Genomic DNA, 17,541 nt, shown 5'->3' with positions numbered 1-17,541 from the left:
GCATATGATCCGTTGTATCGTGAGTACGGCGTGACGCTGGAAGCGCAGGCGAGGGGGGCGCTGAAACGGGGCGATCTGCCGGCTGCTGCCGCTGCGGCAAAAGCGCTTGCCGAGAGCTGTCCCGACCAGCCCGCCGGATACTTTCTGCTGGGGATGGCCGCGGCGGAGGCGGGCCAGATCGCCAAGGCGGTTCCGCTGATCAGGGCGGCGGTCGAACGCGGGCCTCAGGCGGAATACCTGGCACAGCTCGCAAAGCTCCTGATATTGCTCCGCCGGGAAGGGGAGGCTGCGGATGCTGCACATCGGGCCATGGCGCTGCAACCGGGCGATGCACTGACGCTCGATACCATCGGGTGCGTGCTGACCCGCCTGGGCGATCACGTGGCTTCGCTCGCGCCTTTCGAGGCGGCAGTCGCCCTGGAGCCGGACAATCTGGAATACCGCTATAATCTGGCTGCGGCCAGCGGCTTTACAGCGAAGGTTGACGAAGCCCGCGCGCACTACGAGGCGATCCTCGCCGCGGATACCGGCAATGCCCGTGCGCACTATGCATTGGCCATCCTGGCCCGCCAGACCATGCAGGCCAATCATGTGTCGAGGCTCCAGACAGCGCTTGCCGCGGCGGAACGGCCGGAGGATGCGCTGCGCATCCGCTATGCGCTTGCCAAGGAACTGGAAGACATCGGCGAGGCGGACGACGCCTTTCATCATCTCTCCACTGCCAACGCCGCTCACAAGCGCGCAATCCGCTACGACTTCAGGCATGACGCGGCGATATTCGATGCGATCGAGGCGCTGTACGGCAAGAGGCTGGAGACACTCGCTTCAGGGACCGGCAATCCCGATGCCGCACCGATCTTCGTGGTGGGGATGCCCCGGACCGGCACGACGCTGGTCGACCGCATCCTGTCCTCTCATCCCGAGGTAGCTTCGGCGGGGGAACTGCAGGCCATGCCGCTGGCGGTCAAGCAGATGGCGGGCACAGCCTCGCGCGTGGTCATCGACCCCGAGACCATTGCGGCAAGCGGCGGTGTCGACCCCACGGCTATCGGCGATGCCTATATGGCCCGTGCAGACCACCAGCGGCCCAAGGGTACGCCACGGTTCGTCGACAAGCTGCCGGCCAACTTTCTCTATATCGGCCACATTGTCCGCTCCTTGCCTCATGCCCGGATCGTGTGCCTGCGCCGCAATCCGATGGACACGGTCTGGAGCAACTACAAGAACCTGTTCGCCAGCCAGTCCGCCTACTATGCCTATTCCTACGACCTGATGGACACGGCCCGGTACTACCAGCGGTTCGACGGGCTGATGGCGTTGTGGGAGCGGCTGTGCCCGGGGCGTGTGCTGCAGCTTGGCTACGAGGCGCTGGTGCACGATCAGGAAACCGAGACGCGCCGCCTGCTGGATCATTGCGGTCTGTTCTGGGATCCGGCCTGTCTGGCGTTTCACGAGAACCGGGCGGCGGTGGCGACACCAAGTGCCGCGCAGGTCCGGCGCAAGCTCAACAGTGAGGGCATTGGCCGCTGGAAGACGCATGAGGACGGCATGGCTGGCGTCCGCGCGTTCTTCGAGGCTGAAGGCATTCCCGTAGACTGAAAGCGGCCATCATGCCCCGGCACTGCCGCCGGACTCGGCTAGGACGTGAAAAGGGCGGCACCGCTTGTGCGATGCCGCCCTTCCAGCGTTGGCAACTGGGTGCGACCCGCAGAGCCCTTAGTACTTGATGCGTGCTTCCAGACCGATCACGCGCGGCGTGGCGACGCTCTGTGCGTAGTAGCGCGAGATGACACCGTCGTTGACGAGACCGTAACGGGTCAGGTCGTTGCTGACACCGGTGATCGCGTACTTGTCGAACACGTTGTTCGCGAAGAGCGACACTTCGTAGCTCTCGGCCTTGTAGGTCACCGTGGCGCGGTGCATCACGTAGGACGGCAGGCGTTCGCCGCCGCCACGCAGGCCCGTGCGGGTGTAGATGCCGCCCATGTAGGTGGCCGTCCAGCCCATGATGATCGAGTTCAGGCCGACCGGGAATTCGTAGGTCGCACCCAGTGCGCCGGAATTCTTGGTCGAGCCCGGCAGGCGATCGCCAGCATAGACATCGACGAGATCGCCTCCCGCCACGGAGAGCAGCTGAGGCACGGCCTGGGTCAGGTGCGCATCCATGTACGAATAGTTGCCGCGCAGGTTGAAGCCGGGGAACGGATTGGCGTTGAACGAGAAGTCGATGCCCTTCGAGACCGCCTTGCCGCCGTTCACGGTGATGCCGATGGCGCCGTTCACGGTCTGGCCCGAAAGCTGGATGCCGTTCCAGTCGACGTGGTAGGCCGACAGGCTGAACGACAGCTTCTTGTCGAACAGTTGTCCACGAATGCCGATTTCCGCATTCTTCACCTTGTCCGGACCGTAGGAAAGTTCGTTGGGAAGGGCGCAGAGATTCTGTTTCGTGGTGTCGAGTGGCAGCACGCAGGGCGCTACGCGGTTCACGCCGCCAATGCGGTAACCGGTCGAGTAGGTACCGTAGACCATGAAGTCGGGAGTGACATTCCACGAAGCATTGACCTTGTAGACAAGGCCGTCGTCCGAAGTGGAACCCGAGCGCGAGCGGTAAGTGCTCTGCCAGTAAGGCAGGTAGCTGCCACCGTCGATGTCGGCGGTGTACTTGTAGTAGCGCAGGCCGCCGGTGACCTGCAGGTCATCCGTGAAGTGCCATGTCGCTTCGCCGTAGAGGCCTTTTTCGTCGGTCTTGGTGCGGACGTAGGACGAGTATTCGTGGTCTTCGGTGCCGATGTCGACGCCCCAGTTCACCAGGGCCCAGGCGCCGAAGCCGGGCGTGTATTCGTCGTAGTTCGAAGCGTATTTCTGGCGGTTCCAGAACGCACCGGCCACGAAGCTGAGCGGGCTCTCGAACGTGGAGACCAGGCGTACTTCGTTGGTGAATTCGTGTTCCTTCTGATGCGACTGGTTGTAGCTCGAGAAAGCCGGGAACAGTTCATAGTCGTAGTCGAGGTCGAGCAGCAGGTCGGTGTTGTCGCCACGGTACGAGGTCTTGCGCTGGGTGTACGCCGAGACGAAGACGACATCCATGAAGTCGCCCACGTTGCCGGTGGCTTCGAGCGAGAGCAGCTGACCTTCGCGCGTGGCGGGTTCAAGGTAGCGCCAGGGGGCCTGATACTTGCCTTCGCCGACCACACCGCCGCCAGTGGCCTGGCGGCCGCCCGTCTTGGTCTTCTGGTAGGCGTAGGTCACGTAGACCTGGAAGTCGTCATCGACGAAGCCCAGCTGGTTACGCGACGTGAAGGTGTGATCGTAGTTCACGTCCTTGGCGGATTTGAAGTTGTCGGCCTTGTCCTGATCGGTGCCCAGCGGATTGTCGACGCCGCCCGGCTGCGGCAGCGAGACGCTCGGCGTCTGCAGGAGATAGGGATAGTCAATGAAGCCCGGGGTCGAATAGTAACCCGTGGTGGTGCGGAACGCGATCTTCTCGGCCAGGGGAATGTTCAGCGTGGCATAGCCGGAATAGCCGACGTCGCTGGAGTGGGCCATGTCGAAGACGCGGCCACTGGCTTCGACCGAGAACTTCGTCGGGTCGGGACGGTTGGGAATGTAGCGCATCGCGCCGGCAAGGGTGCCGAGACCATAGAGCGTTCCCTGCGGCCCGAGCAGCACTTCGACGCGGCTCATGTCGATCAGCTTGAAGTCGTAGTACATCGGCACGTCGCCGAGATACATGCCGATGGCGCTGTTGCTGTTGTCGCCGCCGCCGGCAGCGGTGTCGTCGGCCGAGAGACCGCGCATGACGACGGTGCCGGAAGACCGCGGGCCGTTGTCGGCGACGGTCAGGCCGGGGGTGAAGGCGCTCAGATCGCGCATGTCGTCAAGGCGTTCGTGCGACAGTTCGTCCGAGCCGATTGCGGAAATGTTGATCGGCGTTTCGATGAGCGTGGTGTTGCGGCGGGTCGCTGAAACGATGATGGCCCCGTCGTCGTAACCGGCGTCGGCGTCAACCGCATCTGCCGCATCGGCGGCCAGAGCAGGCATAGCGAGTGCGACGCTGGAGAAGAAGGTGGCCGAAAGAAGACCTGCCCTGAGTGTTGCGCGATATGTCATTTGCTAACCCCTGTTATCTGGACAAAGTTCACCCGTGCCCTGACTTCGTTGCGCCAGAACCTGAGCTAAATCACTGCATTGAGAACTCTGCGCGTCATCCCACCGGTGCTGGGCCGGTCCCCGGGCTGGCGCGCCTGCTGCTTGTATTTCCCGAAGTCTGGCGTCGGCTTGTGACTGATTGCGCCGGCGCCATGCTTCGATGGTCAGTGGGCCGTGGACCCCCGTTGGTTGCGTTTTGCGCTTATGCGGTCGATGGTTGATTGAAACGGGAACAGGAACTGCTCCCAGATGGACAGGCGCTTGCGCTGGTCTTGCCCAACGATTGCCGATTCACCTTCGCGATACGTCCCGAGCGCGCGATCGATGACGATCAGCGAGTTCGCGTAGTTGCAGCGGGTCGATTCATAATCCACCGAATGATGCAGGCTGTGGTGCCGGATCGTGGTGAAGAAGAAAGAGTAGAACAGCGGCGGATCGGAGCGCACGTTAGCGTGAGCATAACCGGATATGACGCCCAGAACATTCAATGCGCAGAATACTGCGGTCTGTGACAAGTCGAACAGGCCGACCACGCTGAGGCTGATCAGGAACAGTTCGATGGGATTGCCGACGTAGCCCTTCATCGCATTCAGCTGGGTGATGTGGTGATGCGGTGCGTGCGTCAGCCAGAACGGATGCGAGTTGTGCATCAGTCTGTGCATCCAGTACTGGCCGAACTCGATCAGGAAGATCACCAGGGCCACTTGCAGCAGGAAAGGCATATGCATCGCCCAGTCCGTGGTGATGCCAAGCGATTCCTTTGCCGCTGCCAGAGGTTCTTCCGCGAGCGCGTTCGTGACCCACGAAATGGCCGTGTAGCTCAGGATTACATAGAACAGGTCTGTGGCAAATTCGCGCCAGTTCATGCGCCAGCCGGCGTGGCGCTCGAACAGGAATTCCAGCGCCTGCAGAAATGCACTTGTGACAACGCCGGATATGACGAGGCTCCACGGGCTGTCGACCCACGCCTTGGGACCGAACATCCAGAACAACACGACCACTGCAACGGTCGCAGGCGGCAGAAGATCCACGAGAAGCTTCCTAGCCCGGCCAGCCTTGACGTCGTGCGTCATGCCGGATTGCCCGGCGACGTCGGCGAACGACTTCTCGTCACCGGAGAGATCGGGATTGCAGGCCGGCGATTGCACCATCGAAAATCTCCCTATCGAGCCGCATGCGGCCCAATGTTTCAGATTTTCTCTCCCGTATGACATCGCTCTGACCGGCGACTTGACACACGGTATTGATATTACAGATTGCGTCAAGAGTATTAATTCGGGGTGGTCCCAGTCGCATCGCAAGCTTAAAACAAGCCCGTAAAAACAAGGGTTTTTGATGATTTTGCGTCTCGGCGTGCTCAAGGCCAGTTCTTCGCGCTGGCTATGTGCGTCGCGTTTTTCGCTGGGGGAGTGGCCAGAGTGTCACTGATTCGTAACGGGGCCGGTCAAGAAGGGTTCTTCGCATTCTCGGCGCGCGCGGAGCCTTTCTGCTCTCAGAAATTTAATATTACAATTGTTGTGCATGATAATAATGTTAGAGCGGTAAATCCTTGATTTTCGGCCCTGGATGCGGGCAGGGTGGGTTGGCCCCCCGCAGGTGCAGACAAAAATGCTGCAACAGAGGGCTTTGACAATAGTTGGGAGACCAATGAGCACCGAACCCGCCAGTCTCGCCAGGCTCAGCATGAGCCTCCCTGCGGACCTGTTCCGTCAACTGGACGTGATGGTCGAGGAGCGCGGGCTGCCGTCCCGATCGCAGCTTATTGCCGAACTGATTCGCCATGCGCTGGCGGAACACGAAGCGCTGACCCATCCCGAGGAGATGCTCGCGGGGACGATTACGATCGTTTACCGCGGCGACCGGGGTCGTGTGCGGCAGCAACTGGCCGAAAGCCAGGTCGAGTATCTGAAGGAAGTGATCTCGTCCCAGCATGTGTTCCTTGAGGATGATCAGTCGCTCGAAGTGCTGCTGGTGCAGGGGCCTGCCGTGCGGCTGAAGGAGCTGTGCGATTCGTTGCGCGGCATTCGTGGCGTGCAACAGCTTCAGCTTGTCACCACGACTGCGTTGCTCCCGCCGCTTCATGAGCAGGAGGGTGTGGATGACGGTGACGTCGTGCAGCCTCGCAAGAGCCAGAAGAGCAGGGAAGTCGCTGCCTAGCGGGGTGCAGCTGCCGTTTCCTGCATTCCAGCCGCGCAGCGGTACGGTCAGCCGCACTAATGGGCTTCCGTGCGGCGTTCGCCCGCCAAGCCTTATGATTCGTCGCGCTCAATGGCGTCAGGGTATTACACAATCTTTCTTGCGTAATAATTTTCAGATGGACAAGCCCTGCAAATGACGCAATGCTGCATTGCGAAAGGGGACCGAGTCATGATCGTATCCATCCGGAAAGTGGCCAGCGCTGCAATGATGGCAGGGGCGCTGTTTGCCGCTTCCTGCTCCAAGCCGTCAGGTGAAGCGCCGGCGCCGCGCACCGAGTTCAACATTGGATGGTCGATCTATGCCGGGTGGATGCCCTGGCCATATGCCCAGCAGGCCGGCATCGTGAAGAAGTGGGCCGACAAGTACGGGCTCAAGATCAACATCGTCCAGGTGAACGACTACGTCGAATCGGTGAACCAGTACACTGCCGGCAAGCTCGACGGCGTGACGGTCGCCAACATGGACGCACTGACGATCCCGGCCGCGGGCGGCAAGGACACCAGTGCCATCATCGTCGGTGACTATTCGAACGGCAATGACGGCGTGCTGCTGAAGGGCTCCGACGATCTCAAGGCGATCAAGGGCCGGTCGATCAATCTGGTCGAACTGTCGGTTTCGCATTACCTGCTGGCTCGCGCGCTGAACTCGGTCGGCATGTCGCTGACCGACGTCAAGACCGTGAACACCGCGGACGCGGACATCGTCGGTGCCTTTGCCAGCCCCGACGTCACTGCCGCAGTGGCGTGGAACCCGCAGCTTTCCGCAATGAAGGATCTGCCGGGCGCGCACGAGGTGTTCAGTTCCGCCGATATTCCCGGCGAGATCCTCGACCTTCTCGTGGTCGACACCGAGACTCTCAAGGCCAACCCTAACCTGGGCAAGGCTCTGGCCGGGATCTGGTACGAAACGACCGCGCTCATGCAGCAGCAGGATGCCAAGGGCAAGGAAGCCCGTGCGGCGATGGCCAAGCTGGCCGGTGCTACGCCGGAGGCGTTCGATGGGCAGCTGAGCACGACCTATCTCTATGCCGATCCTGCCAAGGCGGTTGCGGCGACGGACGATCCGGCGCTGATCACGACAATGACGCGCGTGCGTGACTTCAGTTTCTCCAAGGGGCTGTTCGGTGCGGCGAAGTCCGCCGACGCTGTGGGCATGTCCTTCCCGGGCGGAAAGACGCTCGGAGACACGCAAAATGTGACGCTGCGCTTCGACGACAGCTTCATGAAGATGGCGGCCGACGGAAAGCTTTGATCGCGCGTCCCTGTTCAGTCTCATCGGGGTTGTAAAATGCGTTGGGTGAATCGTCAGGTCGGCCGGAGTAACCGGCTGCTTCTGGGTGCGTTGCCGATCCTGCTTCTGGTGCTGGTCTATCTGGTCATGGCGGCACAGCGCCATGCCGAGAACCCCGCAGACAAGATCCTGCCGCTGCCCGGGGCCATGGTCGAGAGCATGTCCGCGCTCATTTTCGAGCCGGACAAGCTTTCGGGACAACTGATCTTCTGGGCGGATACGCTGGCCAGTCTCGAGAGGCTGGGGATCGGCCTCGGAATCGCGACACTCATGGCGCTCGTCGTGGGGCTGGCGCTGGGGATCCTTCCACCGGTGCGCGCAACCTTCGGGCCGCTTGTTACGGGTATCGCCGTCATTCCGCCGATTGCCCTTCTGCCCATCCTGTTCATTGCGCTGGGTCTGGGCGAGACCGCGAAGGTCGGGCTCATCGTGATCGGCATTGCACCGGTCATGATCCGCGATGTCGCCGATCATGTCACCGCTTTGCCGAGAGAACAGATCATCAAGGCGCAAACGCTTGGTGCAAGCAGCTGGCAGGTCATGATCCGGGTGGCGCTGCCGCAGGCCATGCCGCGGCTGATCCACGCGATGCGTCTGGCGCTCGGCCCGGCATGGGTGTTTCTGATCTCGGCGGAGGCGATCGCCTCCGATGTTGGGCTTGGCTACCGCATCTTCCTGGTGCGCCGCTACCTCTCGATGGACATCATTCTGCCCTACGTTGCCTGGATCGCGGTGCTTGCGATCGTCATCGACACGACGCTCACCTTCACGAGCCGCCGCATGTTCCCCTGGGCCCACGGAGCAAGCCATTGAGCGCGCTTCTCAGCCTTCGCGACGTCTGGGTCGAATACGGCGACCGTATCGTCATCGAGAAACTCGATCTCGATATCGAAGCTCAGTCCTTCGTGTCCATTGTCGGGCCATCAGGCGCGGGCAAGAGCAGCTTTCTGCGGCTTATCCTCGGGCAGGAAGCCCCGACGCGCGGGACGATCCTGCTCGACGGCGAGCCTCTGGCGCCGGAGTGCGGTCCGGATCGCGGCGTGGTGTTCCAGCGCTACTCGGTGTTTCCGCACCTGTCGGTTCTGCGCAACACGATGCTGGGGCTGGAATGCCCGCGGGCGCCATTCACGGCGCGCCTGTTCGGCGCAGCCAGGCGGGAGGCGAGGGACGAAGCGGTCGCCATGCTGGAGGCCGTCGGTCTCGGGCACAGTCTCGATCTCTATCCCGCGCAGATGTCGGGCGGCATGCAGCAGCGGCTGGCGATTGCGCAGGCACTGGTCATGCGGCCGCGCATCCTGCTGCTGGACGAGCCGTTCGGGGCGCTCGACCCCGGTATCCGGGCCGATATGCATGCACTCATCACGAAACTTTGGCAGGACTATGCGCTGACCATCGTCATGGTCACCCATGACATTCGCGAGGCGTTCTCGCTCGGAACGCGGGTCCTCACGCTCGACAAGCGCCGGCACGATCCGCACGCGCCGCATCGTTACGGTGCGACCGTGGTGTACGACATCCCCCTGAACAACAGGGCTGATCGAACTATCTGCGAAGATGGTGGTATTACCATTGACTAAATTGGTAATAACTGAGAGGTGAAGGGCATGAGCTCCGAATCCACAAGCCTGGCCCGGCTCAGCATGAGCCTACCGGCAGAACTCTTCAGACAGCTCGACACGATGGTGGCGGAACGTGGCCTGCCCTCACGCTCGCAGCTCATTTCCGAGCTGATCCGTCATGCCCTTGCGGAGCATGAATCGCTCACCCGTCCGGACGAGATGCTCGCCGGTACGGTCACCATCGTTTACCGCAGCGAGCGGGGCCGGGTGCGGCACCAGCTTTCGCAGACACAGGCGAACTACCTCAAGGAGGTCATCTCCTCGCAGCACGTTTTCCTGGAGCACGACAAGTCTCTCGAAGTGCTGCTCGTGCAGGGGCCGGCCGTCCGGCTGAAGGAACTGTGCGATGCCATTCGGCGCATCCGGGGAATCCAGCAACTCCAGCTTGTCACCACGACCTCTCTTCTGCCGCCGCTGCACAAACAGGACGGCAGTCACATTCATTCAATCGGAGCCAACGCATGACCGGGACTTTGGCCAATCCTCTGGCGGCGCGGGATCACGCCCGCGCCATGGAAGGCACCGTCGTCGAAAGCATGCCGGTGCTGCCGCCGGTGGCAGGCGATTTGCCCGCCGGTGTTGGCGCGGACGACCTGCTTTGGGAAGAAACGATCGCAGCAGGCGGCTATGCCACGCGGCGGCTGTTGCGCGGGACGCGGCTGCGCCTGATCGACCTCAAGGGCGATGCCTGCGCTTCGCTCAACGTCTTCAACGCCGAAATGCCAACCGAGCGGCTCAACGTCGCCGACACCGTGAAGGTGCAGTGGAACGCCTATCTGGGGCAGGGCAAGCTGCTCCTGTCGGACATGGGGCGCGTTCTCCTGAGCATTCTGGAAGACGGCGCGGGCACGCACGATACTTTCTGCGGCACGTCCAATGCCGCGACCAATACGGCCAAGTATGGAGAAGGGCGTAACAGCGGTGCCTATCCCAACGGGCGTGACCGCTTCCTGCTCGGTGCGGCCAAGCACGGTCTCGGACGGCGCGACGTGCACCCTTGCGTCAACCTCTTCAAGGGCACCCGCATCGAGGAGGACGGCACCATCACCCCGCAGGTCGGCCCTTACGAGCCGGGTCGCAGCGTGGTGCTGCGCGCGGAAATGGATGTGATCGTGGTTATCGCGAATTGCCCCCACGTCCTCGATCCGCGTGAGGACTGGACGGTCACGCCGCTGCGCGCCTCCGCCTGGCGCGGCCCGGTCACGCCGGAGGACGATGCTGTCCGCACCGCTACGCCGGAAGGCCTGCGCGCCTTCCTCAATGTCGAAGACTACTTCCGTCGCTGAAAGGACAGGCCGCAATGAACGCCGACCCCTATCTGGCTGACCTCCCCGGCGCCGTGATCCATGACGATATCGTGCCCGCGCGGGCACCCTGGCTGCATCACATCGCTGCGGGCCAGACCCTGCGCATCGTCGATCTTGAAGGCAATCAGGCCGTCGACTTCCTGCTCTATGCGGAAGCGGACGATTCCGAACGCTACAGCGCGCAGGATACCGTTTCGGCGCAGGGCAACCTGTTCCTGCGCACTGGCACGGTTCTGCGGTCGAACGAGGGCCGCCCGATGATGACGATCGCGGCTACCTCGGTCGCTTATCACGACACCATCGGCGGCGCCTGCTCGTGCGAGTCCAATACGCTGCGCTATGGCCACCACACCAAGGCGCAGCACGCCTGCGTGGAGAACTTCCTCGAGGCGAACCTCATCGAGGGGCGCAGCAAGCGCGACATCGTCTCGAACATCAACTTCTTCATGAATGTTCCTGTCGAGGAAGATGGTTCGCTGGGCATCGTCGACGGGATTTCCGCGCCGGGCCTGACGGTGGACCTCAAGGCCGAGATGGACGTGATCGTGGTGGTGTCCAACTGCCCGCAGATCAACAATCCCTGCAACGGCTTCAATCCCACCCCCGTGCGCATGATCGTCGCCGGATGAGTTTCGATACCGTCTTGATCGCGAACCGGGGCGCGATCGCCACCCGCATTATCCGCACGCTGCGGCGCATGGGGCTGCGCTCGGTGGCCGTGTATTCGGAAGCCGACGAAGGTTCGCTGCACGTCTCTGAAGCCGACGAGGCCGTGTGCATCGGCGAAGCTCGGCCTTCCGAGAGCTATCTCAACATCGCTGCCATCATCGATGCGGCGAAGAAGGCGGGCGCGGGTGCGATCCACCCGGGCTACGGGTTCCTTTCGGAAAATCTGGAATTCGCGCAGGCCTGTTCGGATGCCGGGATCGTGTTCGTCGGGCCGACGCCCGAAAATATCTCGACCTTCGGCCTGAAGCACTCGGCCCGCGCGCTGGCCGCCGCGCATGACGTGCCGTTGGCGCCGGGCACCGATCTGCTGACCGACGAGGAAGACGCGGTCCGCGCCGCTGCCGAAATTGGCTACCCGATCATGCTCAAGGCCACCGCCGGCGGCGGCGGCATTGGCATGCGCGTGTGTGAGGACGAGGCCGGCGTGCGCGAGGCCTTCGCGGCCGTCAAGCGTCAAGGCATGGCAAGTTTCGGCGATGCGGGCGTGTTTCTCGAAAGCTTCATTCGCCGCGCACGCCATATCGAGGTGCAGTTGTTCGGTGATGGTCAGGGCAAGGTCGTCGCCGTGGGCGAACGCGACTGCTCGCTCCAGCGCCGCAACCAGAAGGTCGTCGAGGAATCGCCTGCGCCTTGCCTGCCGCAGGCCGTGCGCGCCGAGCTCATTGCTTCGGCCGTGCGCCTAGGCCAGGCAGCCAACTACCGTTCCGCAGGCACCGTCGAATTCCTCTACGATGCCGACAAGGAGCAGTTCTTCTTCCTCGAGATGAACACGCGCCTGCAGGTCGAGCATGGCGTGACCGAGGAAGTCTACGGTGTCGATCTGGTCGAATGGATGGTGCGCGGCGCTGCCGGCGACTACGCCTTCCTCGACGAGCCCTTGGGCGCGCCCAAGGGCCATTCCGTGCAGCTGCGCCTCTACGCCGAGGACCCCTCGCTCGACTATCGTCCGACGACGGGCACGCTGACAAATGTCGAATTCCCCGAAGGCATTCGTGTGGAAACATGGGTGGCGGCAGGCAGCGAGATCACCGCCTGGTACGATCCCATGCTGGCCAAGCTGATCGTCCATGCGCCGAGCCGCGAAGAGGCGGTCGAGGCGGCGCAGGCCATGGCTGACGAGGCCCGGATAGACGGCATCGAGACCAATCTGCGTTGGCTGCGTGACGTCACCCGCTCCGATGAATTCGTCAGCGGCCAGGTTTCCACCCGTGTGCTCGACACCATCGCCTACGACCCGCAGTGCGTGCGCGTGATCAGCGGCGGCACGGCCACTACCGTGCAGGACTGGCCGGGCAGGCAGAAGTACTGGGCCGTGGGCGTTCCGCCTTCGGGTCCTATGGACGATCAGTCGTTCCGCCTCGGCAACCGGCTGCTCGGCAATCCCGAAGGCATGGCCGGGCTGGAAGTCACCGTTACGGGGCCCACGCTCTCCTTCGTGTCGCCTGCCCGTATCTGCCTGATGGGCGCCGATTTCGGCGCGCGGCTCGATGACGTGGCGGTGCCGCGCGGTGTGCCGCTCGACGTGAAGGCGGGCCAGACGCTGGCCATGGGCCGCTCCACCGGCGGCGGCATGCGCGGCTACATCCTGTTCGCTGGGGGGCTCGACGTGGCGCCCTATCTGGGCAGCTGCAGCACTTTCGAGCTAGGGCAGTTTGGCGGCCCGGCCGCCCGCCGCCTGCTGGCAGGCGATACCCTGCACCTTGCGCGTCAGGAGACGGGCGAGGCATTGCCTTCGCTGGCAATGCCCGACGTGTCGACCGAGTGGACCCTGCGTGTGCTCTACGGCCCGCACGGCGCGCCAGACTTCTTCACCGATGAAGATATCGCGACGATCGTCGAGGCCGAGTGGCAGGTCCACTACAACAGCAACCGCACCGGCGTTCGCCTGATCGGCCCCAAGCCGCACTGGGCGCGGACCGATGGCGGTGAAGCGGGCCTGCACCCGTCGAATATCCACGACAATCCCTACGCCATCGGCGCAGTCGACTTCACCGGCGACATGCCGATCATCCTCGGGCCGGACGGTCCTTCGCTGGGCGGCTTCGTCTGTCCCTTCGTGGTGATCGCGGCCGATCGCTGGAAGATCGGGCAGCTGACACCCGGCGACAAGCTGCGCTTCGCGCCGGTGACGATGGACGACGCCATGGCGGCCGATGCCGCCCAGCGCGAGCTGATTGCGGACGGAACCGCCGCCGAGGTTCTGCCCACCCGCGCGGTGGAGACGCTCAGTCCCATTCTCGCGGAAATTCCGTCGGGACCGGGGCGTCCGCGCACCGTCTACCGGCAGCAGGGCGATCGCAATATCCTCGTCGAATACGGCGATATCGTTCTCGACATCGAACTGCGCATCCGCGTCCATGCCCTGATGACCGAGCTGGAGCGGCTGGTGCTGCCCGGCATCATCGACATCGTCCCGGGCATCCGCTCGCTGCAGGTCCACTTCGACGGCGAAGCGATGGATCAGGCCGCGACGCTGAACGTGCTGATCGAGGCGGAGGAACGGCTGGGTGATCTCGAGGATTTCTCGATCCCTTCGCGCATCGTCCACCTGCCGCTGAGCTGGCGCGATCCCGCAACAATCGAGACGATCCAGAAGTACATGAGCGCCGTCCGCGACGATGCGCCCTGGTGCCCGGACAACATCGAGTTCATCCGCCGCGTCAACGGCCTGCCCGATGCGGATGCCGTGGAAAGCGTGATCTTCGACGCCAACTATCTCGTGATGGGGCTGGGCGACGTCTATCTGGGCGCGCCGGTGGCAACGCCAGTCGATCCGCGTCATCGCCTCGTCACCACCAAGTACAACCCCGCGCGTACCTGGACGCCGCCCAATGTCGTGGGCATCGGCGGCGCCTACATGTGCATCTACGGCATGGAGGGGCCGGGCGGCTATCAGCTCTTCGGCCGTACCATCCAGGTGTGGAACACCTACCGTCAGACGGATGCCTTCGTCGAAGGAAGACCGTGGCTGCTGCGCTTCTTCGACCAGATCCGGTTTTATCCGGTCACAGCGGATGAGCTTGTCGACTGGCGGCGGGAGTTCCCCAACGGGCGGCGCTCGATCCGGATCGAGCCGTCGGAATTCCGCCTTGCCGACTACCGTGCCTTCCTTGCCGAAAATGCGCAGTCGATCGCGGAGTTCGAGGGGCGCCGTCAGGCAGCCTTCGACGAGGAACGCGCCGAATGGCAGCGCCGCGGCGAATTCGACCGCGTAAGCGCCGCCGAAGAGGCCGTGGACGTGCCGGTCACTGCCATTGATGTTCCCGACGGCGCAGACCTTCTCGAAGCGCCTTACGGCGGCATCGTGTCCAAGCTGCTGGTGGCGGCGGGTGACGAAGTCTGCGTGGGCGACAAGATCGCCGTCATCGAAGCGATGAAGATGGAAGCCTCGGTGGAAAGCACCGGCGCCGGAACCGTCGCCGTTCTCTACATGCAGGAAGGAAAGTCCTTGCAACCTGGCTCGCCCATGCTGGCGCTGACGAGGCGCTCATGATCCCGCTCGACCGCCGCAGTGCCACGCAGATTGCTGCCGACGTCAATGCAGGCCGCACGAGCGCCGTTGCCGTGGCCGAGGAAACGCTGGCGCGCGCGGAGGCCTACGATGCTGTTCAGCCCCAGATCTGGATAAGCCGGGCGGCGCGTGAGGATTTCCTTGCCGCCGCCCGTGCCGTCGATGCCCGCATTGCCTCGGGGGAAACGCTGCCGCTGGCCGGTGTGCCCTTCGCCGCGAAGGACAATATCGACGTCGAGGGCTTCGAGACCACGGCAGCCTGCCCGGCTTTCGCGTACAGCCCCGAAGCCTCGGCAGGCGTGATCGAGCGGTTGACGGCGGCGGGCGCGCTGTGCCTTGGCAAGACCAATCTCGACCAGTTCGCCACCGGACTGAACGGCTCGCGCAGCCCCTATGGTATTCCGCGCAATGCCTACAACCTGAAGTATGTCAGCGGCGGTTCCAGTTCGGGCTCGTCGGTGGCAGTCGCCGCAGGGCTGGTGCCGTTTGCCCTCGGAACCGACACCGCAGGTTCGGGCCGCGTGCCGGCCGCTTTCAACCACCTGATCGGGTTCAAGCCCAGCAAGGGCCGGTGGAGCACGCGGGGCCTCGTTCCGGCCTGCCGCACGCTCGATTGCATTACCGTGTTCACCGACGATACGGCTGATGCCCGTCTGGTCGATGAGGTGGTGGCCAGTTTCGATCAGGCCGATCCCTTCTCGAAGGCACTCGTCAACCGGCCGCTTGCGCCCAAAACGATCGGCGTGCCGCGCCGCGACCAGCGCCAGTTCTTCGGCGACGCCGATTCCGAGTACTTCTTCGACCGTGCGCTGGAAAAGCTCGGCGGTCTCTACGAAATCGTGGAGATCGACTACGAACCGCTCAAGGAAGCTGCGCTTCTGCTCTATGGCGGTCCCTGGGTCGCCGAGCGCACCGCCGCGATGGAGGACATCCTCAAGACCAACCCCTACGCGGTCGATCCGACCGTTCGCGAGGTGGTCGAAGCCGGGCTGCCGATGACCGCCGTAGATCTGTTCAACGGCATCTATCGTCTCGCCGAACTCAAGCGCTATGCAGACACGCTGTGGGACAGCATCGACATGATGGTGTTCCCGACGACTGGTTCGACCTACCGCGTCCTGGAAATGCTTGAGGCGCCGGTCGCGTTGAACAGCAACCTGGGGGCCTACACCAACTTCGTGAATCTGCTGGACATGTCCGCGCTCGCCGTGCCTGCGGGCATTCGCGACAACGGCACCGGCTTCGGCATTACCCTGATCGGCCCGGCCGACACCGACCGCGCCCTTTTCGATGCGGCAGACGCGTACCTTTCGGTCGCGGATCTGCCGTCCCCGCCACCACTCGACTTTGAGGGAAAAATGCAGACAGTGAAACTTGCCGTCGTCGGCGCCCACCTGAAGGACATGCCCCTCCACTGGCAGCTCACCTCGCGTGATGCCACGTTCGTGGGCGCGTTCGAGACCGCGCCGACCTACCGGCTCTATGCCATGGCGGAAAGCACGCCGCCCAAGCCCGCGCTCGTTTACACCGAGGATGGCGCAGGCATTCCGGTCGAGATCTACGAGCTGGGCGTTGCCGAATTCGGCAGCTTCGTCGCAGAAGTACCCGCGCCGCTGGCGATCGGCACGGTGACGCTGGCCGATGGTACCAGCGTCAAGGGCTTCGTGTCCGAGCCGCGCGCGACGATCGGCGCGGAGGACATCACCGCTCTGGGCGGCTGGCGCAACTACATTGCACAGCTCGCAAGCTAATTCAGAACGTCACAGGATTGCGGCACGACCCAAGGGGGACAAGATGGACAAGCTCAAGCTTACGTTTCTGACAGCCACTGCGGGCCTTGCCGCAATCTCTGCACCTGCCTTCGCGGGAAGCGAACAGGTTATTTCGATCCCGGGTTTCGCGGATTTCCTTGCGGTTGACGGCGATACAGTCTGGACCACCAACAAGGGCCGCGTCGAGGCATGGTCGCGCTATGGCAAGCTGGCCGAGGTCCCGATGACCCGTCCATGCGGTGCCATGACGATCTCGCACGGATCGCTCTGGGTCGCTGATTGCCAGGAGGGTGCGGTTGTCCGGATCAACATCCGCACCGCGCAGAAGATCGCTACCATTCCTACCGGTATCGCCAACCCCAAGGGTGAACTTAACGTCGCGTCGGGTGCCGGATCGATCTGGGTAGCGAGCGACGACAAGGGCGTGATCTCGCGCATCGATCCTGAGACTAACGCGGTTGTTGCCAAGATTACCGTCGATCCCGGTACTTGGTACCTGTCCTTCGGTCTCGGTTCGCTCTGGGCCGTCAGTGCCAATCAGCAGTCGCTGCAGCGTATTGATCCTGAAAGCAATAGCGTCGCAGGCAAGACGCCTCTTGGCAAGGAGCCGGGCTTCCTCGTCGCGGGCGAAGGCGCGGTTTGGGTGCAGGAGCAGGGGGACGGCACGGTCGCGCGCGTGGATTTCGAGACCGGCGAGGTCACGGACCGCATCAAGGTCGGCGATAACCTCAAGTGGGGCGATATCGATACGGGTGACGGCAAAGTCTGGCTGCGGACGACCGATGATCAGGTCTTTGCGGTCATCGATGCCAGGACAAACGCCATCAAGGCTCGCATCGGTGCGGCGGCCGGAAGCGGGGCGCTGCGCTATACCGGTGCGGGCGTATGGACGACGGCGCATGACGAGCACACGCTCACATGGTGGCCTGCAGATGTTCTGAACGATAAGTTGGCGGACTAGAGGC

At 63.3% G+C, this 17,541-nt stretch carries 13 protein-coding genes; 11 read left to right on the top strand and 2 right to left on the bottom strand.

Annotation, left to right across the window (positions count from 1 at the left end; translation table 11 throughout):
• Positions 1-30 precede the first annotated feature (30 nt).
• Entirely contained in the window at positions 31-1,599 is a 1,569-nt protein-coding gene (locus tag MTR64_RS14070) for a tetratricopeptide repeat-containing sulfotransferase family protein (RefSeq protein WP_243994718.1), read from the top strand.
• Between the two features lie 117 nt (positions 1,600-1,716).
• Here MTR64_RS14070 and MTR64_RS14065 read toward each other — a convergent pair whose 3' ends face one another.
• Together MTR64_RS14065 and MTR64_RS14060 are read right to left on the bottom strand one after the other, a co-directional pair.
• Positions 1,717-4,110, bottom strand: coding sequence for a TonB-dependent receptor (locus tag MTR64_RS14065; protein ID WP_243994717.1), 2,394 nt, complete (start codon positions 4,108-4,110; stop codon positions 1,717-1,719).
• A 203-nt stretch (positions 4,111-4,313) separates the two neighbouring features.
• On the bottom strand, positions 4,314-5,300 hold the full coding sequence (locus MTR64_RS14060) for a sterol desaturase family protein (RefSeq protein ID WP_419144947.1): 987 nt from the start codon (positions 5,298-5,300) through the stop codon (positions 4,314-4,316).
• A 496-nt stretch (positions 5,301-5,796) separates the two neighbouring features.
• Between MTR64_RS14060 and MTR64_RS14055 the strand changes: the two genes are divergently transcribed.
• The 10 genes from MTR64_RS14055 (at position 5,797) to MTR64_RS14010 (ending at position 17,537) form a co-directional block, all read left to right on the top strand.
• Entirely contained in the window at positions 5,797-6,306 is a 510-nt protein-coding gene (locus tag MTR64_RS14055) for a CopG family ribbon-helix-helix protein (RefSeq protein ID WP_243994716.1), read from the top strand.
• Between the two features lie 210 nt (positions 6,307-6,516).
• Positions 6,517-7,599: a putative urea ABC transporter substrate-binding protein gene (locus tag MTR64_RS14050; protein ID WP_243994715.1), complete on the top strand. Its 1,083-nt coding sequence runs from the start codon at positions 6,517-6,519 to the stop codon at positions 7,597-7,599.
• A gap of 36 nt (positions 7,600-7,635) precedes the next feature.
• Positions 7,636-8,451 (top strand): ABC transporter permease, encoded by an 816-nt coding sequence (locus MTR64_RS14045; RefSeq protein WP_243994714.1) that lies wholly within the window; start codon positions 7,636-7,638, stop codon positions 8,449-8,451.
• A complete protein-coding gene (locus tag MTR64_RS14040; RefSeq protein WP_243994713.1) occupies positions 8,448-9,215 on the top strand; it encodes an ABC transporter ATP-binding protein in 768 nt (255 codons plus the stop codon). The genes MTR64_RS14045 and MTR64_RS14040 overlap by 4 nt, the downstream gene beginning before the upstream one ends.
• Positions 9,216-9,242: 27 nt before the next feature.
• Positions 9,243-9,722, top strand: a complete 480-nt coding sequence (locus MTR64_RS14035; RefSeq protein ID WP_243994712.1) for a CopG family ribbon-helix-helix protein — start codon at positions 9,243-9,245, stop codon at positions 9,720-9,722.
• Positions 9,719-10,543, top strand: coding sequence for an urea amidolyase associated protein UAAP1 (locus MTR64_RS14030; protein ID WP_243994711.1), 825 nt, complete (start codon positions 9,719-9,721; stop codon positions 10,541-10,543). Before MTR64_RS14035 ends, MTR64_RS14030 begins: the two co-directional genes overlap by 4 nt.
• A gap of 14 nt (positions 10,544-10,557) precedes the next feature.
• Positions 10,558-11,193: an urea amidolyase associated protein UAAP2 gene (locus tag MTR64_RS14025; protein ID WP_243994710.1), complete on the top strand. Its 636-nt coding sequence runs from the start codon at positions 10,558-10,560 to the stop codon at positions 11,191-11,193.
• The gene (gene uca / locus MTR64_RS14020; RefSeq protein WP_243994709.1) at positions 11,190-14,786 is read left to right on the top strand and encodes an urea carboxylase; all 3,597 of its coding nucleotides are present in this window, start codon (positions 11,190-11,192) and stop codon (positions 14,784-14,786) included. Before MTR64_RS14025 ends, uca begins: the two co-directional genes overlap by 4 nt.
• On the top strand, positions 14,783-16,555 hold the full coding sequence (gene atzF / locus MTR64_RS14015; RefSeq protein ID WP_243994708.1) for an allophanate hydrolase: 1,773 nt from the start codon (positions 14,783-14,785) through the stop codon (positions 16,553-16,555). Before uca ends, atzF begins: the two co-directional genes overlap by 4 nt.
• 43 nt (positions 16,556-16,598) lie before the next feature.
• On the top strand, positions 16,599-17,537 hold the full coding sequence (locus MTR64_RS14010; protein WP_243994707.1) for a YncE family protein: 939 nt from the start codon (positions 16,599-16,601) through the stop codon (positions 17,535-17,537).
• The last annotated feature ends 4 nt before the right edge of the window (positions 17,538-17,541 follow it).

The sequence above is a fragment of the Novosphingobium album (ex Hu et al. 2023) genome (genome assembly GCF_022832385.1).
Lineage (GTDB): Bacteria > Pseudomonadota > Alphaproteobacteria > Sphingomonadales > Sphingomonadaceae > Novosphingobium > Novosphingobium album.
The sequence above is the reverse complement of the archived record's forward strand: the minus strand, read 5'-3'. Positions and strand labels throughout refer to the sequence as shown.